Raw genomic sequence first — 22658 nt, 5'->3', positions numbered from 1 at the left:
CCTTCATGTCGTTCGTCCCTACCCGAATTTCCGCGCCGTTGCGCCATCTGGCCCTGGCCTGCGCATTGGGCAGCCTGCTGTCGCCTGGCATGGTGCTGGCCGACAGCCAGCCACTGGCCCTGGACCTGCCGAGCCAGCCGCTGGAAGCTGCTGTGCACGCGCTGGCCCGCCAGTCTGGCGTAGCCATTGCCGCTGACAGCCGCCTGCTCGCTGGCCGCCACGCGCCCGCGCTGCATGGGCGTTTCAGCGTGCTGCAGGCCTTGCAGCAACTGCTGGTGGGCACCGACCTGGTGGCAGAGGAACAGAACGGCGTGGTGATCTTGCGCAGCATGGCTGAAGAGGGCGCCGTCACCCTTGGCGCCACCAACGTCAACGCCGCCGGCTTCAACAGTGACCTGCCCGAGACTTACAGCGGCGGCCAGGTGGCTCGTGGCGCGCGGCTGGGCATGCTGGGCAACCGCGACATCATGGACACACCGTTCAACATCACCGCCTATACCGCGCAGACCATCGCCAACCAGCAGAGCGGCACAGTGGGCGCGGTGCTGCGCAATGACCCGTCGATCCGCTTCAGCACTGGCGAAGGCCATGCCTACGAGAACTTCATGATCCGCGGCTATGGCCTGGAGTCCTCGGAGTTGGCGGTCAATGGCCTGTACGGCCTGGCGCCCGATGGTCACGTACCCACCGAGTTCCTCGAACGGGTAGAGGTATTGAAAGGGCCGAGCGCGCTGCTCAGTGGCATGGCGCCCAATGGCGGGGTGGGGGGCAATGTCAACCTGGTACCCAAGCGCGCCGGCGATGCCCCGCTCACCCGGTTCACCACCAGCTATGTGTCCGATGGCTATTTCGCTCAGCATATCGATGTGGGGCGGCGTTCGGATGATGGCCGTTTCGGTATTCGCTTCAACGGGGTGTATGGCAGCGGTGATACCGGTGTAGATGAGCAGTCCAAAGACCGTACCCTGGCGTCCTTGGCGCTGGATTACCGCGGCGATGATTTCAAACTCGTGCTGGATGCCTACGAGATCCACGAGAAGCTGGATAACGGCAGCCCGATGATGGCAGGTTTCAGTGAGCTGGGTTACGTGACCAAGGCGCCCAAGCCCGACACCAACATCCTCGAGGGTATTTACGCCAAGCAGGTCAGCAAGGCGGTGATGCTGCATGGCGAGTACCAGCTCAATGACGACTGGACGGCCTTTGCCAGTGTCGGTGGTGCACGCACCTATTACGACGGCTTCCTCAATGGCACGCGCATTCGCGTGCAGGCGGCCGATGGCCGTGCCAAGGGACAGACCTACAACCAGGCCGGCTACACCCATAGCCTGTCGGGCGAGGCGGGGCTGCGGGGCAGCTTCATGACCGGCCCGGTCAGTCACCAACTGGTGTTCAGCAGCTCGCTGCTGCACCAGGACATCGGCCGTGCACCCACGGTCACCGGCCCCACCTATGACACCAACCTCTACCACCCGGTGAAAGGGATCATTGCCGGCGACCATGGCTCGAACGTCAAGACCGGCGACAACACCTTGTCCAGCTTCGCCCTGGCGGACACCCTCGGTTTTCTTGACGAGCGTGTGCTGCTGACCCTCGGCGCCCGTGCCCAGCGGGTGCGGCAGAAGATGAGCAAGCCGTCGGCCTATGACGAGCGCAGACTCACGCCAGCCCTGGGCATCGTGGTCAAGCCCTGGGACGCGCCGGTGTCGTTGTACGCCAACTACATCGAAGGCCTGACCCAAGGCGGTACGGTGACTGAGGTAGGTGCGCTGAACAAGGACGAGCAGTTCGCGCCCTATGTGGCCAAGCAGATGGAGGCCGGCGTGAAGTGGGACCTGGGCACGTTCAGCCATACCCTGGCCGTGTTCCAGATCGAGAAGCCCAGCATGGTCAAGAACACCCGCGGCAGTACGTTCTGGTACACCGACGATGGCGAGCAGCGCAACCGCGGCGTGGAGTGGAACATGTTCGGCGAGGCTGCGCCTGGCGTGCGCCTGCTGGGTGGGGTGACCTACACCCATGCCGAACTGAGCAAGACGGCCAATGGCACCCTGGATGGCAATACCGCCCGAGGCGTGCCGAAGTGGTCGGCCAACCTTGGCGCCGAGTGGGACCTGCCGTGGGTCGACGGGCTGACCCTGACGGCCTTGGGTATCCACAGTAGCTCGCAGTACCTGGATGACGAAAACACCCTGAAGATTCCCCAGTGGACGCGCTATGACCTTGGCGCGCGCTATGCCACGCGGGTGCTGAGCAAGGATGTGACCCTGCGCGCCAGCCTGGAAAACGTGGAGAACCGCGCCTATTGGGCGGGGGTATTCAACCCCGGTTACGCCACGGTCAGTGAACCACGCACCTTGAAACTGTCCGCCAGCGTCGACTTCTGAGGCAAGCATGTACAGGATCCATCACATCGGTTGTGCCTTGCTGCTGGCGTTGGCTTGGGCGAGCACGTCGCAAGCGGCAACGCCGCCTTCCTTGCAGGTGGGGCATCCGGTCCACGGCCAGGCATCCACAGGTAACTCGCCCTGGCAGGTCACCCTGCAGGCGGGCGACCTGGTGCGCGGGCGGGTCGATGGCGACGTCAGCCTGCGTCTGCTGGACCCGCAGGGCAGGCCGTTGCGCCTGCTTGTCGATGGCCAGGACCAGCCGCGCGAGTTCTTTTTCGTCGCTGATGGCACTGGGCGATATGGGCTGCGTGTCGAGGCGCTGGACGGTCGTGCCGGCGCCCGCTTCGGTTTGCGTCTGCACCAGGTGTTGCCGTTGGCACAGCAGCGCCGCAGTCCACCGCGGCTGGCCAGCCCTACGTTGTCAGCGCTGGCCACGCAGTTGGAAAAGAGCGGCGACACCGAGGCTTTCTGGGTTGCACGCACCGCCGAAGGCACACCGCTGGTCGAGCCCTTGCTGGGGAAACCACACCAACGCCTGGTGACCTTTCTGTGGCGCGGTGCGCAACACAACGTGCGAATATTCGGTGCACCGTCCGGGCGCCACGAGGCGCTCGAGCGCCTGGGCAGCAGCGATGTCTGGTACCGCAGCTTCGAGGTCCCGGCCAGCGCACGTCTGAGCTACCAGTTGGCACCGGACGTGCCGGAGTCGGATGACCGCCGTGTGATACTGGCCAGTACACGACGCGACCCGCTCAACCCCGATACTTTCGCCGACAGCAGCGGGGACCCCTGGCTGTCGCGTTCGCGCCTGGAGTTGCCCGATGCGCCGCCGCAGCCTTGGCTGGCAGAGCGCGCGGGCGTGCCACGAGGTACGCTCCAGCGCGAACGCCTGGCCAGTGCCGTGCTAGGCAACGAGCGCGACATCTACCTGTACCGCCCGGCTGGCTGGCGCGCGAATGCGGACGGCCAGGCCCTGCTGGTGCTGTTCGATGCGCATGCCTATACCCGTCAGGTGCCTACGCCGACAATCCTCGACAACCTGATCGCCGATGGCCTGATCCCGCCGACCGCGGCACTGATCATCGCCAACCCCAGCGACCTCAGCCGCCAGCACGAACTGCCGCCCAACCCGCTGTTCGCCCGCTTCATGGCCGAAGAGCTGATGCCGTGGGCGCGCAAGCAGGGCTTGAGTGCGACGGCGGCCAGCACGGTGGTTGCCGGCTCCAGCTATGGCGGGCTGGCTTCGTCTTACCTGGGCCTGATGCATCCGGAACTGTTCGGCAATGTACTGAGCCTTTCGGGGTCGTACTGGTGGGCCGGGGAGGGTGAAGAGCCAGGCTGGCTGATTCGTCAGTACGTCAATGCGCCGCGCCAGCCGTTACGCTTCTATCTGCAGTCCGGGTTGTTCGAAGGGCCGACGATCCTCGATACCAACCGGCACCTGCGCGATGTGTTGCAGGCAAAAGGGTATGCAGTGAAGGCGGTGGAGTACCCGGCGGGGCATGACTACCTGCAATGGCGTGGGTCGTTGCCGTGTGGGCTGATCAGCCTGATTGGGCGGCAGAATCCAGACAGTCTTGCAGGTTGTCGTTGATAGCGATGCATCTTTTGGGGGCAACAGTCTTGTGCTGGTTGTCCTGGCCTCATCGCCGGCAAGCCAGCTCCCACACCGACCGCGCAAGCTGTTCAGATTTTGAGGAAGACAGTTGCTCTCACAAGGACAGCACTAGCCGCAAGCCATGTGCAATTCCTGTGGGAGCTGGCTTGCCGGCGATGAGGCCAGTCCAGGCAATACAAGACAGTTGCTCCCACAGCAGGCATCGGTTTCTAGCTTTGTGCTGGCCTGCGCGCACTATGCTCGCGGTTACGCCACACCCGGTACGCGCGGATTCCTGCCCGCACCGAACCGAACAGCAGTTTTTCTTCCATTTCCCGCGCCATCCCCGAGCGCACCAGCATGCGCAGGAAGGTGCCGCGGGCGCGGGCGATGGCGAAGAAGATACCCTGCGCCGCCAGGGTGTCGCGCACTTCGTGAAGGGCGGCGATACCGCTGACGTCGATGCTGGTTACCGCTTCGGCATCGAACAGCACGGCCTTGGGCTCTGCCTGGCTTTGCACCGCTTCGAGCAGGCGCATCTTGAAGTAGTCGGCGTTGAAGAACAGGATCGCGTCGTCGAAGCGGTACACCACCAGGCCTGGTACGGTGCGGGCCTCCTCATGTTTGCGGATGTCCACTTGGCCTTCGGTGCCCGGCAGCCAGCCCAGCACGGCGTCGGTGGGCTGGTAGATGCTGTACAGCAGGCGCAGGATCGCCAGGGTCACGGCAAACACGATACCCGGCAGCACGCCCAGGCCCAGCACGCCAACGGTGGTCAGCAGGCACAGCCAGAACTCGAAGCGGCTCAGGCGGCGGATGCTTCCCAGCGACTTGATGTCGATCAGCCCCCAGCCGGCCATCAGCAGCACCGCGCCCAGCGCCGCTTGCGGGATCCACGCCATCGGCGCGGTGAAGAACAGCAGGATCAGGGCGATGACCAGTGCCGCGATGATGCCCACCAGTTGGCTCTTGCCTCCGACCATGTCGTTGACCGCGGTACGCGAGTCAGCGCCGCTGATGGCAAAGCCCTGGGACACCCCGGCCGCCAGGTTGCTCACGCCCAGGGCGACGAACTCGTGGTTGGCGTTGATCGCATAGCCATGCCGGGCGGCAAAGCTGCGTGCGGTGAGCATGGCGCTGCAGAAGCTGACGGTGGCGATACCCAGGGCATCGCGCAGCAGGCTCTTCATTTCTGCCAGGTTACTGTGCGGCCAGGCCAGTTGCGGGATGCCGGCAGGCACCGGGCCGAGGATGGCGACGCCGAAGCGGTCGAGGCCGAACAGGCCGACCAGCAGCATGAACAGCGCCACTACCATGAGGGCGGCGGGCAGGCGTGGATAGCGCCTTGGCAGCCAGATCAGCAGGCCCAGTGCGGCCAGGCCGATGAGCAGCGTCAGCCAGTGGATTTCGCCCAGGCGCTGGAAGAAGTTGATCAGGCTGAGGATGAAACCGTCGCCTTCGATCTTGAACCCCACCACCTTGGACAACTGCCCGGCAATCAGGCTCAGGCCGATGCCGTTGAGGTAGCCGATCAGGATCGGCCGCGAGAAAAAGCTGGCGATGAACCCGGCCCGGGCCACGCCGGCGGCAATCAGCATTACCCCGACCAGCACGGTGACGATCACCGACAGCTCGGCAATCCGCTGCGGGTCGCCCATGGCCAAGGGCGCCACGGCGCCGGCGATCATTGCGCAGGTGGCCGCATCGGGGCCGACCATCAGTTGGCGCGAGCTGCCGATCAGGGCGTAGACCATCATCGGCAGCACGCAGGCATACAGGCCGTATTGCGGCGGCAAACCGACGATCTGCGCGTAGGCGATGGCGATGGGGATCTGGATCGCCGCTACCGACAGCCCGGCCTGCAGGTCGGCGTGGAACCATTCGCGGCGGTAGTGCAGCAGGTTGGCAAGGCCCGGTAGCCAGCGGGAAAGAAACATGCGTCGTCCTTTCGAAATGTTTCACGAGACCATTGAGCATATCCGCCTCAAGCCGTTTCGCTTGCACGCGCATGCGCCCCTGCGCATTGAAGCGGATCGGCAGGCAAATGGCCATGTGTCGGATCAAGGAGAAGGGGGCAGAAACGAAAAAAGGAGCCGTGGCTCCTTTTGACTGCGATGACGTCGCTGGAACGCCATGCGGAAATGCGGTATGGAGCGGGTAGAGGGAATCGAACCCTCAACTAAAGCTTGGGAAGCTTTCGTTTTGCCACTAAACTATACCCGCGTCTGCGCTGCACTTTTTACCAGAACCCTCCGCGAATTAGAAGCCCACGTTATAAAAAAGCTTGTCGGCGCCCGGTAGCCTGCGGGTATCGGCTACAGGACGCCGAGGCGCTCAGATGGCCAATGCATGCTGCCCCTGTTGTACCGGCTGGTAGCGTTGACGAGGCTCGCGCACGGTCGGCTTGAGAAAGCCGAGCAGGACGCTGCGGGTGTCTTCGCAGGCAGCCTTGTTTTCCATGTCGAGGAAGTGGCCAGCGTCACGGATCACGCTGAACTGGCTCTTGCCCACATGCTTGCTGAACTGCCGGGCGTCTTCGACTGTGGTGTACTCGTCGCGGTCGCCGTTGATGAACAGCACCGGGATGTCGATGTTGCGCGCGCCGTTCAGTGCCCGTTCCAGGTCGTGCTGCAGCACTTCATTGATATGGAAGTGCATCTGCGCGTATTCATGGCTGTCCAGGCTGCTGACGTGCCGGTAGTTGAAGCGTTTGAACAACGATGGCAGGTGCTTGCCGATGGTGTCGTTGACCAGGTTGCCGACCTGGTAGCGATCGCACGCGGCTAGGTACTGGCAGCCACGGTCGAGGTAGTCGCGCATCGGTTCGTTGATCACCGGCGAGAACGAGCTGACAACGGCCTTCTTGACCCGCCACGGCTGGTGCGCCAGCGCCAGCAGCGTACTTGCGCCACCCCACGAGAATGACATCACGTGATCAGCCTGGAAGTGCTCGATCAACTCAAGGAGGATATGCGCCTCGGTCTCCTTGCTGATCAACCGTTCCTGCCGGTTGTGCGGCTTGGATTTGCCGGCATATGGCTGGTCGAACAGTACGACGTTGAATTGCGGGTGCAGGTTACGCACCGTCTGGGCGAACGAGGCCGTGGTGGCCAGCGAGCCATTGATCAGGATGATCGTTTTCTCGGCCGCGTCCGCCCGATAGAACTCCGTGTAAACCCGATACTGACCTTGGATATCAAGTACAGCGATTTCTGGCCTCATGTCATCGACTCCTGGCGCAAAAAGGGTATTCGCGTCACCTAGGGTGCACGTTCTTTATGACAGGTAGGCATTTGCCTGAAGAGAAACCGGGGGCCCTGTGTCGATCCTTGGCACTTGCGTCGACGGTATTGTTTTTGGCGGGCAATTTGCCGTGCCCCAAGGCATCGAGGCCCTGGGTAGCCGGCAAAAAGGTGTCTTCGACTGCGGGCGTGACTTGTTGGTCACATGCAGACTGACGATTTGGATTCAAGCAGCGGGGCGGGGATCGCGCAAGTGCCGTTCGTGGGGAAATGTGACTTTTCTTGCTGAGCGGTCGTATGACGACCCTGTGCAGTCTGTTCCGGCCCTTTCGCGGGCGCGCCCGCTCCCACAGGTTCACCACAGGTCTCAGGGCTGGTGTGATCCCTGTGGGAGCGGGCGTGCCCGCGAAGAGGCCGGAGCAGGCGACCTAGACGGTGGCTACTTCTTCTGCCGTCAGTTCCCGAAACGCTCCCGGCGCCAGCCCCGGGTCCAGCCGGATCGCCCCCATGCTCTCGCGATGCAACCCCACCACCTTGTTGTCGAAATGGCCGAACATGCGCTTGACCTGGTGATAACGCCCTTCGACGATCGCCAGCCGAGCCTGGCGCGGGCCCAATATGTCCAGCCGGGCTGGCTGGGTGGTGAGGTCTTCGAAGGCGAAGTAGAAACCCTCACGAAACTTGGCCACATAGTGCTCGCCAATCTCGTCTTCGGTTTCCACCAGGTAGTGCTTGGGCAACTTGGTCGCCGGCTGGGTCAGGCGTCGCGACCACTGGCCATCGTTGGTCAGGATCATCAAACCGGTGGTGTTGAAGTCCAGGCGCCCGGCAATGTGCAGGTCGTCACGCAACGCGGCGGGCAGCAGGTCAAGCACGGTGCGGTGTTGCGGGTCGTGGGTGGCGCTGACGCAGCCAGGCGGTTTGTGCAGCATCAGGTAACGCGCTGGGCGGCCGGCTTGCAGCAGTTGGTCGTCCAGCTCCACACGGCTGAATTCGCGAACCTCGGCCAGCGGGTCGCTGACCACCTGGCCATCGACCCGCACGCGGCGTTGCGCCAGCATCAGGCGCACTTGCTGGCGGTTGTGGCTGGGCAGGTTGGCGAGGAAACGGTCGAGGCGCATTGCAAACGGTCAGTGGCTAGCAGGTGATTGGAGTTGCGCCTCAACGGCGGCGCAGCGCGGGCACAGGCAGGCTTGGTCGCGCAGCTCGGCGGGCAGGGCCTGGAGCACGGCCGGGTCGATGGTCACGCTGTAGCACCAGCAAGCCTGGGTGGCGCTGCGTGGGTCGGCCAGGCTGCACTGGTTGAGGGCGCCGCAGGCTGGGCAGTGTTGGCTGTCATTCATGGCGGGTTTCACTGCAGACGCGGTTGCGGCCGGCCTGCTTGGCACGATAAAGCGCACGGTCGGCGCGGGTCAGCAGGGTATGCAGGGTATCCCCCGGCTGCAAGCTGCTCAGGCCGATGCTGGTGGTCAGGCGCAACGGTTGGTCATCGTAGCTGAAGGTCAGCTGTTCGGTACGGCGGCGGATTTTCTCTGCCACCTCGATGGCCTGCCGGCCTTCGGCTTCACGCAGTAGCACGATGAATTCCTCGCCGCCCCAGCGGCAGAGTATATCTGACTGGCGCAGGCTGCCCTGCAGCACATTGGCGAATTGGCGCAGCACTTCGTCGCCTGCCAGGTGGCCGTGGGTGTCATTCAGTGCCTTGAAGTGGTCCAGGTCGATCAGCAGCGCCACCAGCGGGCCGCTGTCGCGCTGGGCTTCGTGCAGGGCCTGGGCGGCGAGCAGGTCGAAGCTGCGCCGGTTGGGCAGGCCGGTGAGGCTGTCGAGGGTGGCCAGGGCCTCGGTACTGGCCTGGTGGTGGCGGACCATGGCATGCACCAGCGACAGCACCACCAGGGTGATCATCGCGCAGATCGCCAGGTTCAGGTACAGGGCGTGGCGGATACGGTCGAGGGCGCCGGTTTCGCGCTTGTCCACCAGCAGGTACCAGTTCAGCTCGGGCAGGTGGCGCACGTTGAGGAAGTGGCTGTGGTTGCCGCTGTCACGGTATTCGTGGCTGCCTTCGCCGGGCACCTGCTGTTGGGCCAGCAGGTCGCTCAGCTCGGGGTTGTCGGCGAGTGACTGGCCGACCCGCAAGCCATGCGGGCCACCTTCGGAGCCGGTCAGCAGTACCTTGCCCTTGGCATCGGTGAACAGCACCGCGCGCTGGTAGCGCCGCTGGTACTGGTCGATCAGCCTGACCACCGACGACACGCTCAGCCCCACGCCGGCGGCGCCGATGAAACGGTGCTGGTAATCATGCACCTGGTAGTTGATGAACACGGTCAGGCTGTCCTGGTTGGCCATGTCCAGGTCGACGTTGATCTCGTAGGGGGCCTTGAGGTCGCGCAGGCGGAAGTACCAGGCGTCGCGCCAGGTGCCCGGCTGCACCTGCTTGAGCACCCCCTTGGCCTGGTAGTAGGTGAGGGTGCGGTCGGAAACGAAGAACGAGGTGAAGGTATCCTGCTTGCCCATGACTTCGCCCAGGTAGCGGGTGATGCGCTGGGTGTCCTGCTCCCCGGACAGCACCCAGTCACGCAGGAAGGTGTCCTGGGCCATCATCGAGGCGATCAGCACTGGGCGGATCAGGTCTTTCTGGATTTCCGAGTAGACCGTGTCGGAGGTCAGCGGTAGTTCGGTATTGATGATGCCGTCGCGGATGGCGCTGCGCGAGGCGAAGTAGCCGAGCAGTGAAGTGGCCAGGAAACCGCAGGCCAGCAGCACCAGCAGGGTAAAGATCAGCGAGCGCTGTGAAAACAGAGCGGGGCGTAGAGGCATGATCTTCCCGTGATGTGTGCCGAGCCGCTCATTCTAGTGAGATGACCGAAAAATGACTGCAAGTTTTTCAGGGTTATATCACCTGTATCAAATTGTTGCGTAAATGGCACTGTATCTCGGCGCAATGGTCTTATTCGGTGTCGACGAACGCCTTTCGCCTCGACGCTCGCCAGCGCCGCTGTTCGGGCAGCCAAGCGGTCCAGGAGGCCGCCATGTCCTATCGAATTCTGTTGATCGCCCTGCTGGGGCTGATGACCTCCGCCTGCGCTCCGTACCATGGAAGCGGGGGCTACTACCGCTCGGATTACTACACCAGCGACCGCTATGTGTCGCCGGGTTACTACCGTTATGACCGCTACTACGTCACGCCGCAGCCGCGCTATTACTACCAGCCGGCACCGCGCTACCACCACCCGGCGCCGACGCCGCATTACCGGCCTTATCCGCAGCCGGGGGTGAACCAGGGGCACGCTAATCCGAGGTACGACTATGGCAACCGCCAGCGCTATGACTATGGGCGCGACCGGGACCGCCATGATTATCGCAATGGCAGCCAGCGGTACCAGAATGACCGCTGGCAGTCCAAAGGGCGGGGTGATGGTGACCGGCGCTGGGATGGGCGGCGCGGGCAGGGGCAAGGGGGGAACTGGCAGCGGTAGGTGAATTGAAAGCGGGGGACGCTTTGCGCCCCAATCGCCGGCAAGCCAGCTCCCACATGGACCGCACCAGCCGCAAGCCCTGTGCAGTATCTGTGGGAGCTGGCTTGCCGGCGATGAGGTCAGTGCAGGCAATACAAGACAGTTGCTCCCACATGGACCGCACCAGCCGCAAGCCCTGTGCAGTACCTGTGGGAGCTGGCTTGCCGGCGATTGGGCTGCAAAGCAGCCCCCAGCTTCTCCAGGCTAACCGAGATCCGCCAATGGATGCCTCCCCTCCCATACCTTGGCGAAATGCGCTTCCACCACCGTCACCGGCACCTGCGCCACATCCGGCCAGTGCCAGCGCGGCTGGTTGTCCTTGTCCAGCAGGCGGGCACGCACGCCTTCGCTGAACTCTGGATGGCGGCAGCAGTTCAGGCTCATGCAGTATTCCATCTGGAACACCTGCGCCAACGACAAATACCGCGCCCGGCGGATCTGCTCCCAGACCAGGTGCGCCGTCAGCGGGCAACCTTCATGCAGCCGTTTGCCGGCGTCTGCCAACAGCGGGTCGTCATGGTGTTTCAGCCCTTCCAGCGCGCGCCAGGCCGCCGCAGCATCGGCCACGTCGAGCAGTTGGTCGATCACTTGCCGCCGCGGCAGCCACTGGGCTTCGGGCAATTCTGCGCAGGCGCGGTGTTGCTCGGCCTTGAGCAGGCTGTTCAGTTGCAGGGCGGTCTGCTCCTGCCAGTTCAATTGCAGCAGTTCTTCGATCAGCGCGTCTTGCTGGTACTCGCCCAGGAAGCGGTCGGCCAGGCCCAGGTCAAGGGCGTCGTGGGCGTTGATCGGCGCGCCGGTCAGGCCCAGGAACAACCCCAGCTTGCCCGGCAGGCGGGCCAGGAACCAGCTGGCGCCCACGTCCGGGTACAGGCCAATGCTGATTTCCGGCATGGCCAGCCGGCTGCTGGGCGTGACGATGCGCACATTGGCGCCCTGCAGCAGCCCCATGCCGCCGCCCAACACATGCCCGTGGCCCCAGCACAGCAATGGTTTGGGGTAGGTGTGCAGGGCAAAGTCCAGGCGGTACTCGGCAGCGAAGAAGGTGGCGGCCAGGGGCGGCACGCTGCCTGGGTGGTCGCGGCAAGCTTGCACCAGCGCACGCACATCGCCCCCCGCGCAGAAGGCCTTGGCGCCGTTGCCGCGCAGCAGCACGCAGACGATGCCTGGGTCACGGGCCCAGGCATGCAACTGTTCACCCAGCACCTCGATCATCGGTAGGTTCAGGGCATTGAGCGCCTTGGGCGCATCCAGGGTGGCGATGCCGATGCGGGCGCCATCGGCGCCGGTGAGTACCTCGCAATGAATGGCCATGGACTACCTCGTTCAAGTCATCGCACAAGTATGGCCTGCCTGGCCGATCATGCCGGTCGTCGGTCGGATCGTTTGACAAGCGGGAAGGGCTTACCTAGTGTCGCGCCATTGTTTACGGATGGCCCCATGACTGACGACGACCGCATCAAACTCGAACCCAGCTGGAAAGCCGCACTGCGCGCCGAATTCGACCAGCCCTACATGCATCAGCTACGTGAGTTCCTGCGCAGCGAGTACGCCGCCGGCAAGGAGATCTACCCGCCAGGGCCGCTGATCTTCAATGCGCTCAACTCGACACCGTTGGACCAGGTGAAAGTAGTCATTCTTGGCCAGGACCCATACCACGGTCCGGGCCAGGCCCATGGCTTGTGTTTCTCGGTGCAGCCTGGCGTGGCCACGCCGCCTTCGCTGGTCAATATCTACAAGGAACTGCAGCGCGACCTGAACATCCCGATACCCAACCATGGCTACCTGCAGAGCTGGGCCGAGCAGGGCGTGCTGCTGCTCAACACCACCATGACCGTGGAACGTGCCAATGCCGCGTCGCATGCCAAGAGGGGCTGGGAGTTCTTTACCGACCGGGTCATCCAGGTAGTCAGCGAGCAGTGCCCGAACGTGGTGTTCCTGCTGTGGGGCTCGCATGCGCAGAGCAAGCAGAAGCTGATCGACGGGACCAAGCACCTGGTGCTGAAGTCGGTGCACCCGTCGCCGTTGTCGGCTTACCGGGGGTTCCTGGGCTGTGGGCATTTCAGCCGGGCCAACAGCTTCCTCGAACAGCGGGGGCTGGCACCGATCAACTGGGCGTTGCCGCCGCTGTGATGGCCTGAAAGATCTGGTTGGCTTCTTCGCGGGCTTGCCCGCTCCCACAGGTTTGGCGCAAGCCATGAGGGCGGCGCAGTCCCTGTGGGAGCGGGCAAGCCCGCGAAGCAGGCGACGCGATTATTGAGGGTTCGCGTTCCACACCCGGAACAACGGCTCTGCCAGAAACAGCACGAACAGCAGTCGCATCACCTGCAGCGCGGTCACCAGCGGCACCGAAAGCTGCAGGGTCTCCGCCGTCAGGCTCATCTCGGCAATCCCGCCCGGCATCATCCCCAGGGTCAGCGAACGCAGATCCAGCGAGGTCATCAAGCTCAGCGCCCAGGCGGCACTGCCAGCAATCGCCATGCACAGGGCCGTGGCCAGCAGTGTGCGCCCGAGGAACGATGGGGCGCGGCGGAAGAATGCGCGGTTGAAGTGGCAGGCCAGGCCGCTGCCGATCAGCCATTGGCCGATCTGGCTGGCGCCATTGGGCAGGGCGATCTGCAGGTTACCCGCAAGGCTTACCGTGGCTGCTACCAGCAAAGGCCCGAACAGCCAGGGGTTGGGCTGGCGCAAGCGCTGCCAGAGAAAGCCCACGGCCACCCCCGACGGCACGATCAAGGCCAGCCAGCCCCAGTTCACGCTACCGGCATGGTTCAGCGGCACCCCGTCACCCAGCAAGAACTTGAACAGCGCCGGCACGCACAGCACCACTGCCAGTACGCGCAGGCTCTGCGCCGCCGCCACCTGGCTGAGCACCGCGCCATTGCGCGCGCCAAGGTTGACCATCTCCCCCGAGCCGCCGGGCATGCTGGCGAAGAACGCCGTGGCGCGGTCTTCGCCGGTGCGTCGCAGCAGCCAGACGCTGATTACGCTGGACAGGGTGGTGAACAGCGCACCGCAGAAGATCAGCACGAAATGGCTGGCCACCTGCTCGATCACCGCGGGGGTGAAGTGCAGGCCGATGCCGATGCCGATGATGCATTGCCCGCATTTGCGGCCATTGGGGATTTCCGACAGCTGCCAGGGCGTCAGGCAGCGTACCAGGATGATCGCCAGCAACGAGCCGACCATCCACGGCAAAGGCCAGCCGACCTTGCTGGCGGCAAAACCGCCAACAAGGCCGACCAGCCCGGTCGCGACGAACAGTGGCAGTGCGCGATCAGGCATCGGCCATCGCCCGGCGCTGCAGGCTGCGTTTGCGCCAGATGCGCAGCAGCGGCAGGGTCAGCATGCAGAGGGTCAGCACCCACACCGACAGGCTGATCGGGCTGGACCAGAGGATGCCCAGCTCACCGTTGGAGATCGACAGCGCCCGGCGCAGGTTCTGCTCCATCAGCCCACCGAGGATGAAGCCGAGCAGGATCGGCGACAGCGGGAAGTCCAGCTTGCGCAGGATATAGCCCATGATGCCGATGCCGACCATCAGGAACAGGTCGAAGGTGGTGGCATGCACGGCGTACACGCCGATGGCGGTGATGATGGCGATGACCGGCACCAGCGCCCAGTTCGGCACGGCGAGGATGCGGGTGAAGATGCGGATCATCGGGATGTTGAGGATCACCAGCATGATGTTGGCGACGAACAGCGAAGCGATCAGGCCCCAGACGATGTCTGGCTGCTGTTCGAACAGCAGTGGGCCGGGGGTGATGTTGTACAGGGTCAGTGCGCCAATCATCACCGCAGTGGTGCCGGAGCCAGGTACGCCCAGGGTCAGCATCGGCACCAGGGCGCCGCAGCAGGACGCGCCAATGGCGGTTTCCGGTGCGGCCAGGCCGCGGGCGTCGCCCTTGCCGAACTTACCGCCGGCACCGGCGATGCGCTTCTCGGTCATGTAGGCCACGGCGCTGGCCAGCGTTGCGCCGGCACCCGGCAGCACGCCCATGATGAAGCCCAGCAGGCCGCAGCGAATGTTGACCAGGAACACCGAGGCCGCTTCCTTGAGGTTGAACAGCATGCGCCCGGTGGCCTTGACCGCCTGGTGGCCATGGTGGGTCTTTTCCAGCAGCAGGAGGATTTCGCTGATGGAGAACAGGCCCAGCACCAGCACCACGAACTGGATGCCGTCGGCCAAATGCACGCTGTCGCCGGTGAAACGGTACACGCCACTGTTGGCGTCGATGCCGACCGCCGACAGGAACAGGCCGATCAGCGCGGCAATGAAGGTTTTCAGCGGTTTGTCACCGGCCATGCCGCCCAGGCAGACGATGGCGAACACCATCAGCACGAAGTACTCCGCCGGGCCGAAGGCGATCGCCCATTTCGCCAGCAGCGGGGCGAACAGCACCATGCCGCAGGTGGCGATCAGCGCGCCGATGAACGAACTCCAGGCCGACAGCGACAGGGCCACGCCAGCCAGGCCGTTGCGGGCCATGGGGTAGCCGTCGAGGGTGGTCATCACGGTCGAGGCTTCGCCCGGGATGTTCAGCAGGATCGAACTGATACGCCCGCCATACTCGCAGCCCAGGTATACCGCTGCCAGCAGGATCAGCGCCGACTCCGGTGGCAGGCCGAGGGCGAAGGCGATGGGGATAAGCAAGGCCACGCCGTTGATCGGGCCCAGGCCCGGCAGCAAGCCGACCACGGTGCCGATCAGGGTGCCGGAGAGGGCGGTGACCAGGTTGTAGGGGGACAGGGCGACGCCGAAGCCCTGGCCCAGGTAGCTCAAGGTATCCATGTGTCAGTTCTCCAGTACGCTCAGCAGGCCAAGGGGCAGGGGCACGTCCATGACGCGGTCGAACAGCCAGTAGAGGAACAGGCTCATGCCGGCCACCACGATGGCGCTGTGCAGCCAGCGACCGCCGTACAGGCGGGCCATGGGTATGCCGACCAGGATGGCGCTGAGGATGAAGCCCAGGGCTTCGAACGTGCTGGCGAAAACGATCAGCAGGCCGACGCAGGCGGCGATCTTGATCAGGGTTTCGCGGTCCAGTTCCGGCTCGTCGTCCTTGCGCACGATCGGCGTGGGGCGCAGCGCCAGGTACAGCAGGCCCAGGCCCATCAGGCCGAGCATCAGCAGCGGGTAGGCGCGTGGGCCTACCGGTTCATAGGAAAATGCCGCCTGGTAGGGCCAGGCCATCACGGCCAGGGCGGCACACACCGCCAGCAGGGCCAGGGCGAAGATGCGTTGCAGGATCATTGCAGAGTCCTCGTTTGTGGGAGCGGGCGTGCCCGCGAACACCGGCAACGCCGGTGCCAGGCAGCGCGGTGCCTTCTTCGCGGGCATGCCCGCTCCCACAGGGTTCGTGGTGAATCCGACAGGCTTACTGGATCAGGCCAAATTCCTTGGCCAGCGCCTTGTAGTCCGCCACTTGCTTCTTCACATAGCCGTCCAGCTCGTCGCCGGTCATGGCGAACGGGAACAGCTCGCGTTGGTCACGCAGCTGGGCGAAGTCTTCCGAGGCCAGCATCTTGTCGAACGACTGCTTCCACCAGGCGTAGTCCTCGTCGCTCACCTTTGGCCCCAGGTAGAAGCCGCGCACCACTGGCCAGACGATGTCGTAGCCTTGCTCCTTGGCGGTGGGGATGTCTTTCATCTCGGGCTCGTCCAGGCGGTTTTCCGAGAACACTGCGAGGATGCGCATGTTGCCGCTCTGGATATGCGGCATGGAGTCGGAGATGTCGGTAGAGCCAACCTGGATGTGCCCACCCAGCAGCGCCGTGGCAATTTCGCCGCCACCTTCCAGCGCCACGTAACGCAGGTCGCGCGGGTTGATGCCGGCGGCCTTGGCGATCAGGGCGGTCTGCATCCAGTCCTGGCTGCCGACGGTGCCGCCGGAGCCGATCACCACCTTGCTCGGGTCTTTCTTCAGTGCCGCGACCAGGTCGTCGAGGGTCTTGTAGGGCGAATCGCTTTTCACGGCGATGGCGCCGTAGCTGGTGCCGACTGCGGCTAGCCACTTCACCGCGTTCTCGTCGAAGCGGCCGAACTTGCCCTGGGCCAGGTTCAGCAGCGAACCGCTGGACCAGGCCACCAGGGTGCCGGCATCGGCCGGGCGCTGGGCGACCACGGCGTTGTAGGCCACTGCGCCGACACCGCCGGGCATGTAGGTGACGCGCATCGGCTTGCTGAGGATCTTTTCCTGCACGAGGGCGCTTTGCACCAGCTTGCAGGTCAGGTCGAAGCCACCACCGGGCGAGGCGGGGGCGATGCATTCGGGGCGTTTCGGTTCGGCAGCGAGGGCGTTGCCGGCCAACAGCAGGCAGCCGGTAGCGAGGACGAGGCGGCGCAGTGAAAAGGTCATCGTCGATCTCCGTGAGTGTTGTTGTTATCGGTTACTGCTATTGGCTTACCAAAGGGCCACGCTGTAGCTCACCAGCAGCCGCACTTCGTCGGCATCGCGGGTGAAGTTGGAGCGGAAGGTGGCGTTGCGCAAACGCACGGCGACGTTCTTCAACGGGCCGCTTTGTACCACGTACTTCATTTCGGTATCACGCTCCCATTCCTTGCCCTCGCCACCGGCGGCGCGGCTGACGTTGTCGCCACTGATGTAGCGGGTCATGAAGGTCAGGCCGGGGACGCCGAGCGCGGCGAAGTTGTAGTCGTAGCGCGCTTGCCAGGAGCGTTCGTCTCTACCTGCGAAGTCGTTGATCTGGACGAAGTTGACCAGGTATGGGTCGGCGCCATCGATGTACGGGAAGGCGCTGTCGCCGGACAGCTGTTGCCAGGCGGCGCTGACCTTGTGCCCGCCCAGGGCGTAGCTGAGCATGCCGTTGAAGGTGGTGTTGTCGATGTTGCCGGCCTTGGCGGCGCCAGCGTCGTCGCTTACGGCCAGGCGCAGGTCGGCGCCGAAGGTGCCCGGGCCCCACGGCTGAGTGGCGAGCATGCCGATGAAGTGCTGGCGGTAGATATCGTCGAGCTGGGCGAAATGGTAGCTGCCGGTGATGCGATCGGTGAACTGGTAGTCGAGCCCGGCCAGGTCCAGGTTGTCGGCGCTGAACGAGCCACCGAAGCGGCCGTTCTTGTTGTTCAGCGCCAAGTCTTCCCAGTTGGTGTCGTTGCGGTCCTTGGCCTTGTCCAGGCGGCCACCGGTGAACGTCAGGCCCTTGATCTCCTTCGAGGTGAGCAGGCCGCCTTCGAAGGTTTGCGGCAGGATGCGCCCATCGTTGGGTTTCAGGGTGGGCAGTTCTGGGATCAGGGTGCCGATCTTCAGTTCGGTCTGCGACACCTTGACCTTGCCGGTCAGGCCGAGTTTGGAGTACTCGTCCGCCGCCTTGCCATCATCGTGGGTCGGCAGCAGGCCGCTGTCGGTGCGGTCGGGGCTGGAGTCCAGCTTGATGCCGAGCATGCCCAGGGCGTCCAGGCCGAAGCCGACGGTGCCATCGGTGTAGCCCGACTCGAAGTTGAGGATGAAGCCCTGGGCCCATTCGTCGCGCTTGGATTGCTGCGCACTGGTGCCGTCGCGGAAGTCGCGGTTGAAGTACATGTTGCGGGTTTCGAAGGTGGCTGTGCTGTCTTCGAAGAAGGCGGCTTGGCTCATAGGGGCGACACCGGCAAGCGCAAGGGCGCTGGCGATGGCGGAAGGGCGTGCGACAAAGGAACGGGAAGGCGCGAACGCCTGCGGCTGCGATGACAGCATCGTCGATGACTCCGTTTATTGTTCTTATTCGTTACACCTTGCTGGTGCTTTTTTCGGCGCGAAGGGCGACCGTGGTGCGATGCTAGGCAACCAACCTTTCGCTAACCTTTCAGCGTGAAAGGTTTGTTGGCAGGGGCTTCACAGGCCTGCCGACAGCGGTACACTCCGCGCCACTGCCCCACCCGAGCAGGGAGAATCCGATGCGTGTGCTACTGGTCGAAGACCACTTGCAACTGGCCGAAAGCGTGGCCCAGGCCTTGAAAAGCCACGGCCTGACCGTGGATGTGCTGCATGATGGCGTGGCTGCCGACCTGGCCCTGGCCAGTGAGGAATACGCCGTGGCCGTTCTCGATGTCGGCTTGCCGCGAATGGATGGCTTCGAGGTCCTGGCACGCCTGCGCGGCCGTGGCAAAACCTTGCCGGTGCTGATGCTGACCGCGCGCAGCGACGTCAAGGACCGGGTCCACGGCCTGAACCTGGGCGCCGACGACTACCTGGCCAAGCCGTTCGAGCTGACCGAACTGGAAGCGCGGGTCAAGGCCCTACTGCGCCGCAGCGTGCTCGGTGGTGAGCGCCAGCAACGCTGTGGGCCGCTGGTGTACGACCTGGACACCCGGCGCTTCACCCTCGGCGACGACAACCTGACCCTGACCTCGCGTGAGCAAAGCGTGCTGGAGGCGCTGATCGCCCGCCCGGGCCGGGTGATGAGCAAGGAGCAACTGGCCGCCCAGGTGTTCGGCCTGGATGAGGAAGCCAGCTCCGACGCCATCGAAATCTACATCCACCGCCTGCGCAAGAAGCTCGACGGCCACGCGGTGGCCATCGTCACCTTCCGCGGCCTGGGCTATCTGCTCGAGCACCGTGATGCGTGACAATGGCAGCCTGCGCGGGCGCTTGCTGGGCAACCTGGCCTTGTTGCTGGTGGTGCTGATGCTGGCCAGCGGCCTGAGTGCCTACTGGAACGGCCGCGAGGCCGCCGACACCGCCTATGACCGGACCCTGCTGGCCTCGGCACGCACCATTGCCGCAGGCCTGTCCCAGCGCGACGGTTCGCTGAGCGCGGACGTGCCCTACGTGGCCCTGGACACCTTCGCCTACGACAGTGCCGGGCGCATCTACTACCAGGTGCTGGACATCCAGCAGCGGCTGATTTCCGGCTACGAGAACCTGCCACCGCCGCCGCCGGGCACGCCGCGCACCGACGACTACCCAGCATTGGCGCGGTTCTACAACGCCACCTATCTGGGCCAGGACGTGCGTGTGGTGAGCTTGCTGAAGGCGGTGAGCGAGCCGAACATGAACGGCATGGCGGAAATCCGCGTGGCCGAGACCGAGGAAGCACGGGTACGCATGGCCCGTGGGCTGATGGCCGATACCCTGCTGCGCCTGGGAATGCTGGCATTGGGCGCGCTGGTGATGGTGTGGTTTGCCGTGAGTGCCGCGTTGCGGCCGCTGGAGCGTTTGCGCACGGCGGTGGAAGAACGCCAGCCGGACGACCTGCGGGCCTTGCCGGTGGTGCAGGTGCAGCGTGAGCTGAGCCCGCTGGTGCGGGCCTTGAATCACTTCACCGAGCGCTTGCGCGGCCAGTTCGAGCGCCAGGCCCAGTTCATCGCCGATGCCGCCCACGAACTGCGTACGCCGCTGGCGGCCCTGAAGGCACGGGTCGAACTGGGCTTGCGCTCGCCGGAGCCGCAGGAGTGGCGGCAGACTTTGGAGTCTGCGGCCCAGGGCACCGACAGGCTGACCCACTTGGCCAACCAGTTGTTGTCGCTGGCGCGGGTCGAGAACGGCGCACGGGCGATTGCCGAAGGCGGCGCGCAGCGTCTGGACTTGAGCCAGCTGGCCCGCGAGCTGGGTATGGCCATGGCGCCACTGGCGCACAAGCGCGGGGTGGCGCTGGCCCTGGAGGCAGAGGCGCCGGTGTGGCTGAAGGGGGAGCCGACGCTGCTCAACGAGCTTTTGAGCAACCTGGTGGACAATGCCCTGGCGCATACGCCAGCGGGTGGCAATGTGATTTTGCGGGTAGTGGCGCCGGCAGTGCTGGAGGTGGAGGATGACGGGCCAGGGATTCCCGAGGCCGAGCGCGAGCGGGTGTTCGAGCGCTTCTACCGGCGCAGTGCGCAGGGTAGCGGGCTGGGGCTGGCGATCGTTGGCGAGATCTGCCGGGCGCACCTGGCGCAGATCAGCCTGCATGATGGTGACAAGGGTGGGTTGCGGGTGCGGGTGAGTTTCATCGCGGATTGATGGGGTGGCGGTGCTGGCCCTATCGCCGGCAAGCCAGCTCCCACAGGTACTCCACAGACTTCAGCTCTTGTGGTTTACCTGTGGGAGCTGGCTTGCCGGCGATAGGGCCAGTACAGACTGACACCGCTCAGCGCAACATGCTTCGCGCCTCGAGCAATTCATCCACCTCCAGCTCGGTACCGAACGGCAACCCCAGGTGCCGGTACGCCGGCAGTGCCGCCAACGGCCGGTGGCGGCCACGCTGGCTGATGCAACGGGCGATCTGCACGATATCGATATAGTCGATCTTGTCGGTCTGCCGATCCAGGTCCTGAACCTGGCTCGGCAGGTTGACCAACAGCTCCGGAAACTCCCAGGCCTTGAGAATCTTGTCGCCCAGCACCGGCTGGATCTGTTCGATCACGTAATGCAGGCAGATCGGGTCGGACAGCAGTTCGTTGTGCTCTTCGGCATAGATCAGCACCGGCAGTGCGCCGATCTGGTTGACCAGCCCGCCCAGGGTGGCCTGGTCGGGCTTGAGTTGCGTGTAGCGACGGCAGATCTCATAGCTGACGCCCGCCACTTCCAGGCTGTTGGCCCAGATATCGCGTAGCTTCTGCTCTACCGCCGGCGCGCGCGCATGGAAAATCTGCTCGATCACCAGGCCAATGGCCAGGTTGCAGCTGTAGTTGATGCCCAGCCGCGTGATGGCGGTGTGCAGGTCGGTGACCTCCACCGCCGCGCGCAGCAGCGGGCTGTTGACCACCTTGATCAGGCGCGCCGACAGGGCCGCATCGCGACCGATCACCTTGCTCAGGGCCGCTACGCTGATCTCGCTGTCTTCCGCTGCCTCGCGGATGCTCAAGGCAACCTCGGGCAGGGTCGGCAGGACCAGGTCATCCTTTTCGATGGCATCGAGCAACTGTGCTTGAACCATCTCGGCCAGCTTGTTCATGGGCGTGTCTACCGCAGTGGTGGTGCGACCCCGCCACAACGGCGGGGCAGGCTGGTCAACGTTGGATTTCCCGGTCGCGGTCCAGTTCGTAAGGCAGGCTCAGTACCTGCAGGCGCGGGCCTTCCAGGCTGCCCAGGTGCAGGTTGTCGTCTTCGACCGCCTCGGCGCTGAGCACCGCGAGCAGTTCGCAGCCCGCGCCGTTGTTGGCAGCGATGACCACCTCACCGACCGACGAGCCATGGGTGGGCGAGAAAATCTCGGCGCCCGGTGCCGGAATGGCCTGTTGGTCCAGTGCCAGGCGGTACTGGCGGCGTTTGAGCTTGCCCAGGTACTGCATGCGCGCGACGATTTCCTGGCCGGTGTAGCAGCCCTTCTTGAAGCTGACGCCGTCGACGGCCTGCAGGTTGATCATCTGCGGGATGAACAGTTCACGGGTCGGCCCCATGACCTGGCCGATGCCGGCGCGAATCTGCCCCAGCAGCCAGTCGTTGAGGCTGCCTTCGGGCAAGGCGGCGGCCAGGGCCTGGCGCACCTGGTCGGCGTTTTCCGCCGGTACCCACAGCTCCACGCGGCCTGCGGACACGGCAATGGCGATCAGCCCTTCATGGCGCGTGGTGCTGCCGGCTGCTGCGGGCACGCTGAGCCCCAGCGCCTGCAACGCAGCGTCACCGCCCTGCAGGCCGAAGCGTGCCCAGGCGGCGCTGTCATCGGTCAGCGTGGCCTTGGAGAACACGGCGTACTTCTTCAGGTCGGCCAGCTGCGCGTCGAGCAGCTCGCTGGCCATGGCCAGCAGGTAGCCGTTGCCTTCAGGCAGGATGCGGAAGCTCGACTGCATGCGCCCCTTGACCATGCAGCGGGCGCCGAGGCTGGCATGTTCCTGGCTGAGGTAGTTGATGTTGCAGGTCAGCTGGCCTTGCAGGAACTTGCCTGCATCGGAGCCGCGGACGGCGAGGATGCCCTCGTGGGACAGGGGGCAGAAGAAAGCGGAATCGGCCATGGGTCATCGCGGTGGCTAAAGACTGGCGGCCATCATAGAACGCCAGTA

At 64.6% G+C, this 22658-nt stretch carries 20 protein-coding genes and 1 tRNA gene; 7 read left to right on the top strand and 14 right to left on the bottom strand.

Features of this window, described 5'->3' with window-relative positions; genetic code table 11:
* Window positions 1-5: 5 nt before the first annotated feature.
* Together TZ03_RS13575 and TZ03_RS13570 are read left to right on the top strand one after the other, a co-directional pair.
* Window positions 6-2387 carry a TonB-dependent receptor gene (locus TZ03_RS13575; RefSeq protein WP_051098329.1) on the top strand — a complete coding sequence of 794 codons (2382 nt, stop codon included), beginning with the start codon at window positions 6-8 and terminating at the stop codon, window positions 2385-2387.
* Between the two features lie 7 nt (window positions 2388-2394).
* Window positions 2395-3984, top strand: a complete 1590-nt coding sequence (locus TZ03_RS13570; RefSeq protein WP_051098327.1) for an alpha/beta hydrolase-fold protein — start codon at window positions 2395-2397, stop codon at window positions 3982-3984.
* Between the two features lie 233 nt (window positions 3985-4217).
* Here TZ03_RS13570 and TZ03_RS13565 read toward each other — a convergent pair whose 3' ends face one another.
* Complete coding sequence (locus tag TZ03_RS13565; protein WP_051098325.1) at window positions 4218-5924, bottom strand: SulP family inorganic anion transporter; 1707 nt, start codon at window positions 5922-5924, stop codon at window positions 4218-4220.
* Here TZ03_RS13565 and TZ03_RS31110 point away from each other — a divergent pair.
* Entirely contained in the window at window positions 5923-6096 is a 174-nt protein-coding gene (locus tag TZ03_RS31110; RefSeq protein ID WP_160297744.1) for a hypothetical protein, read from the top strand. The genes TZ03_RS13565 and TZ03_RS31110 overlap by 2 nt on opposite strands.
* Before the next feature lie 40 nt (window positions 6097-6136).
* On the opposite strand, the gene TZ03_RS13560 is transcribed toward TZ03_RS31110, so the two are convergent.
* The 5 genes from TZ03_RS13560 to TZ03_RS13540 all read right to left on the bottom strand — a co-directional run bounded on the left by TZ03_RS13560 (window position 6137) and on the right by TZ03_RS13540 (window position 10046).
* Window positions 6137-6210: transfer RNA gene (locus TZ03_RS13560), tRNA-Gly, on the bottom strand.
* A gap of 111 nt (window positions 6211-6321) precedes the next feature.
* Window positions 6322-7209: a (R)-3-hydroxydecanoyl-ACP:CoA transacylase gene (gene phaG, locus TZ03_RS13555; RefSeq protein ID WP_051098323.1), complete on the bottom strand. Its 888-nt coding sequence runs from the start codon at window positions 7207-7209 to the stop codon at window positions 6322-6324.
* Between the two features lie 448 nt (window positions 7210-7657).
* The gene (locus tag TZ03_RS13550; protein ID WP_051098321.1) at window positions 7658-8350 is read right to left on the bottom strand and encodes a pseudouridine synthase; all 693 of its coding nucleotides are present in this window, start codon (window positions 8348-8350) and stop codon (window positions 7658-7660) included.
* Between the two features lie 9 nt (window positions 8351-8359).
* On the bottom strand, window positions 8360-8572 hold the full coding sequence (locus tag TZ03_RS13545) for a cysteine-rich CWC family protein (protein WP_051098319.1): 213 nt from the start codon (window positions 8570-8572) through the stop codon (window positions 8360-8362).
* Window positions 8565-10046 (bottom strand): diguanylate cyclase, encoded by a 1482-nt coding sequence (locus tag TZ03_RS13540; protein ID WP_051098317.1) that lies wholly within the window; start codon window positions 10044-10046, stop codon window positions 8565-8567. Before TZ03_RS13540 ends, TZ03_RS13545 begins: the two co-directional genes overlap by 8 nt.
* Window positions 10047-10258: 212 nt before the next feature.
* On the opposite strand from TZ03_RS13540, the gene TZ03_RS13535 reads away from it, so the two are divergent.
* A complete protein-coding gene (locus TZ03_RS13535) occupies window positions 10259-10705 on the top strand; it encodes a hypothetical protein (RefSeq protein WP_051098315.1) in 447 nt (148 codons plus the stop codon).
* A 243-nt stretch (window positions 10706-10948) separates the two neighbouring features.
* Here the strand turns inward: TZ03_RS13535 and TZ03_RS13530 are convergent, their stop codons facing one another.
* The gene (locus TZ03_RS13530) at window positions 10949-12055 is read right to left on the bottom strand and encodes an enoyl-CoA hydratase/isomerase family protein (RefSeq protein WP_051098313.1); all 1107 of its coding nucleotides are present in this window, start codon (window positions 12053-12055) and stop codon (window positions 10949-10951) included.
* Between the two features lie 126 nt (window positions 12056-12181).
* Between TZ03_RS13530 and ung the strand changes: the two genes are divergently transcribed.
* Entirely contained in the window at window positions 12182-12874 is a 693-nt protein-coding gene (gene ung / locus TZ03_RS13525; RefSeq protein WP_051098311.1) for a uracil-DNA glycosylase, read from the top strand.
* A 120-nt stretch (window positions 12875-12994) separates the two neighbouring features.
* Here the strand turns inward: ung and TZ03_RS13520 are convergent, their stop codons facing one another.
* From TZ03_RS13520 to TZ03_RS13500, 5 genes are all read right to left on the bottom strand, one after another.
* Window positions 12995-14026: an AbrB family transcriptional regulator gene (locus TZ03_RS13520; RefSeq protein ID WP_051098308.1), complete on the bottom strand. Its 1032-nt coding sequence runs from the start codon at window positions 14024-14026 to the stop codon at window positions 12995-12997.
* Window positions 14019-15533 (bottom strand): tripartite tricarboxylate transporter permease, encoded by a 1515-nt coding sequence (locus tag TZ03_RS13515; protein WP_051098306.1) that lies wholly within the window; start codon window positions 15531-15533, stop codon window positions 14019-14021. The genes TZ03_RS13520 and TZ03_RS13515 overlap by 8 nt, the downstream gene beginning before the upstream one ends.
* 3 nt (window positions 15534-15536) lie before the next feature.
* On the bottom strand, window positions 15537-15995 hold the full coding sequence (locus tag TZ03_RS13510; RefSeq protein ID WP_051098304.1) for a tripartite tricarboxylate transporter TctB family protein: 459 nt from the start codon (window positions 15993-15995) through the stop codon (window positions 15537-15539).
* Between the two features lie 124 nt (window positions 15996-16119).
* The gene (locus tag TZ03_RS13505) at window positions 16120-17100 is read right to left on the bottom strand and encodes a Bug family tripartite tricarboxylate transporter substrate binding protein (protein ID WP_051098302.1); all 981 of its coding nucleotides are present in this window, start codon (window positions 17098-17100) and stop codon (window positions 16120-16122) included.
* Between the two features lie 45 nt (window positions 17101-17145).
* A complete protein-coding gene (locus tag TZ03_RS13500; RefSeq protein ID WP_051098300.1) occupies window positions 17146-18435 on the bottom strand; it encodes an OprD family porin in 1290 nt (429 codons plus the stop codon).
* A gap of 200 nt (window positions 18436-18635) precedes the next feature.
* On the opposite strand from TZ03_RS13500, the gene TZ03_RS13495 reads away from it, so the two are divergent.
* Both TZ03_RS13495 and TZ03_RS13490 read left to right on the top strand, forming a co-directional pair.
* Entirely contained in the window at window positions 18636-19307 is a 672-nt protein-coding gene (locus TZ03_RS13495; protein ID WP_051098297.1) for a response regulator, read from the top strand.
* Complete coding sequence (locus TZ03_RS13490; protein ID WP_051098295.1) at window positions 19300-20679, top strand: sensor histidine kinase; 1380 nt, start codon at window positions 19300-19302, stop codon at window positions 20677-20679. The genes TZ03_RS13495 and TZ03_RS13490 overlap by 8 nt, the downstream gene beginning before the upstream one ends.
* Window positions 20680-20806: 127 nt before the next feature.
* Here the strand turns inward: TZ03_RS13490 and TZ03_RS13485 are convergent, their stop codons facing one another.
* Together TZ03_RS13485 and TZ03_RS13480 are read right to left on the bottom strand one after the other, a co-directional pair.
* On the bottom strand, window positions 20807-21613 hold the full coding sequence (locus TZ03_RS13485) for an HDOD domain-containing protein (RefSeq protein ID WP_051098293.1): 807 nt from the start codon (window positions 21611-21613) through the stop codon (window positions 20807-20809).
* A 55-nt stretch (window positions 21614-21668) separates the two neighbouring features.
* Window positions 21669-22610: a YgfZ/GcvT domain-containing protein gene (locus TZ03_RS13480; protein ID WP_051098291.1), complete on the bottom strand. Its 942-nt coding sequence runs from the start codon at window positions 22608-22610 to the stop codon at window positions 21669-21671.
* Window positions 22611-22658: the final 48 nt, after the last annotated feature.

The organism is Pseudomonas sp. 10-1B, assembly GCF_000935045.1.
Classification (GTDB): Bacteria; Pseudomonadota; Gammaproteobacteria; order Pseudomonadales; family Pseudomonadaceae; genus Aquipseudomonas.
Note: the sequence above shows the minus strand (reverse complement) of the source record. Positions and strands in the feature narration are given on the sequence as shown.

What these genes read in the sequence shown, in the direction of transcription:
- TZ03_RS13535 (WP_051098315.1), top strand. Translation starts at nt 10,259, where the DNA reads ATGTCCTATCGAATTCTGTTGATCGCCCTGCTGGGGCTGATGACCTCC.
- TZ03_RS13480 (WP_051098291.1), bottom strand. Translation starts at nt 22,610, where the DNA reads ATGGCCGATTCCGCTTTCTTCTGCCCCCTGTCCCACGAGGGCATCCTC.
- TZ03_RS13565 (WP_051098325.1), bottom strand. Translation starts at nt 5,924, where the DNA reads ATGTTTCTTTCCCGCTGGCTACCGGGCCTTGCCAACCTGCTGCACTAC.
- TZ03_RS13515 (WP_051098306.1), bottom strand. Translation starts at nt 15,533, where the DNA reads ATGGATACCTTGAGCTACCTGGGCCAGGGCTTCGGCGTCGCCCTGTCC.
- TZ03_RS13495 (WP_051098297.1), top strand. Translation starts at nt 18,636, where the DNA reads ATGCGTGTGCTACTGGTCGAAGACCACTTGCAACTGGCCGAAAGCGTG.
- phaG (WP_051098323.1), bottom strand. Translation starts at nt 7,209, where the DNA reads ATGAGGCCAGAAATCGCTGTACTTGATATCCAAGGTCAGTATCGGGTT.
- ung (WP_051098311.1), top strand. Translation starts at nt 12,182, where the DNA reads ATGACTGACGACGACCGCATCAAACTCGAACCCAGCTGGAAAGCCGCA.
- TZ03_RS31110 (WP_160297744.1), top strand. Translation starts at nt 5,923, where the DNA reads ATGCGTCGTCCTTTCGAAATGTTTCACGAGACCATTGAGCATATCCGC.
- TZ03_RS13570 (WP_051098327.1), top strand. Translation starts at nt 2,395, where the DNA reads ATGTACAGGATCCATCACATCGGTTGTGCCTTGCTGCTGGCGTTGGCT.
- TZ03_RS13575 (WP_051098329.1), top strand. Translation starts at nt 6, where the DNA reads ATGTCGTTCGTCCCTACCCGAATTTCCGCGCCGTTGCGCCATCTGGCC.
- TZ03_RS13550 (WP_051098321.1), bottom strand. Translation starts at nt 8,350, where the DNA reads ATGCGCCTCGACCGTTTCCTCGCCAACCTGCCCAGCCACAACCGCCAG.
- TZ03_RS13520 (WP_051098308.1), bottom strand. Translation starts at nt 14,026, where the DNA reads ATGCCTGATCGCGCACTGCCACTGTTCGTCGCGACCGGGCTGGTCGGC.
- TZ03_RS13505 (WP_051098302.1), bottom strand. Translation starts at nt 17,100, where the DNA reads ATGACCTTTTCACTGCGCCGCCTCGTCCTCGCTACCGGCTGCCTGCTG.
- TZ03_RS13540 (WP_051098317.1), bottom strand. Translation starts at nt 10,046, where the DNA reads ATGCCTCTACGCCCCGCTCTGTTTTCACAGCGCTCGCTGATCTTTACC.
- TZ03_RS13490 (WP_051098295.1), top strand. Translation starts at nt 19,300, where the DNA reads ATGCGTGACAATGGCAGCCTGCGCGGGCGCTTGCTGGGCAACCTGGCC.
- TZ03_RS13530 (WP_051098313.1), bottom strand. Translation starts at nt 12,055, where the DNA reads ATGGCCATTCATTGCGAGGTACTCACCGGCGCCGATGGCGCCCGCATC.
- TZ03_RS13485 (WP_051098293.1), bottom strand. Translation starts at nt 21,613, where the DNA reads ATGAACAAGCTGGCCGAGATGGTTCAAGCACAGTTGCTCGATGCCATC.
- TZ03_RS13545 (WP_051098319.1), bottom strand. Translation starts at nt 8,572, where the DNA reads ATGAATGACAGCCAACACTGCCCAGCCTGCGGCGCCCTCAACCAGTGC.
- TZ03_RS13500 (WP_051098300.1), bottom strand. Translation starts at nt 18,435, where the DNA reads ATGCTGTCATCGCAGCCGCAGGCGTTCGCGCCTTCCCGTTCCTTTGTC.
- TZ03_RS13510 (WP_051098304.1), bottom strand. Translation starts at nt 15,995, where the DNA reads ATGATCCTGCAACGCATCTTCGCCCTGGCCCTGCTGGCGGTGTGTGCC.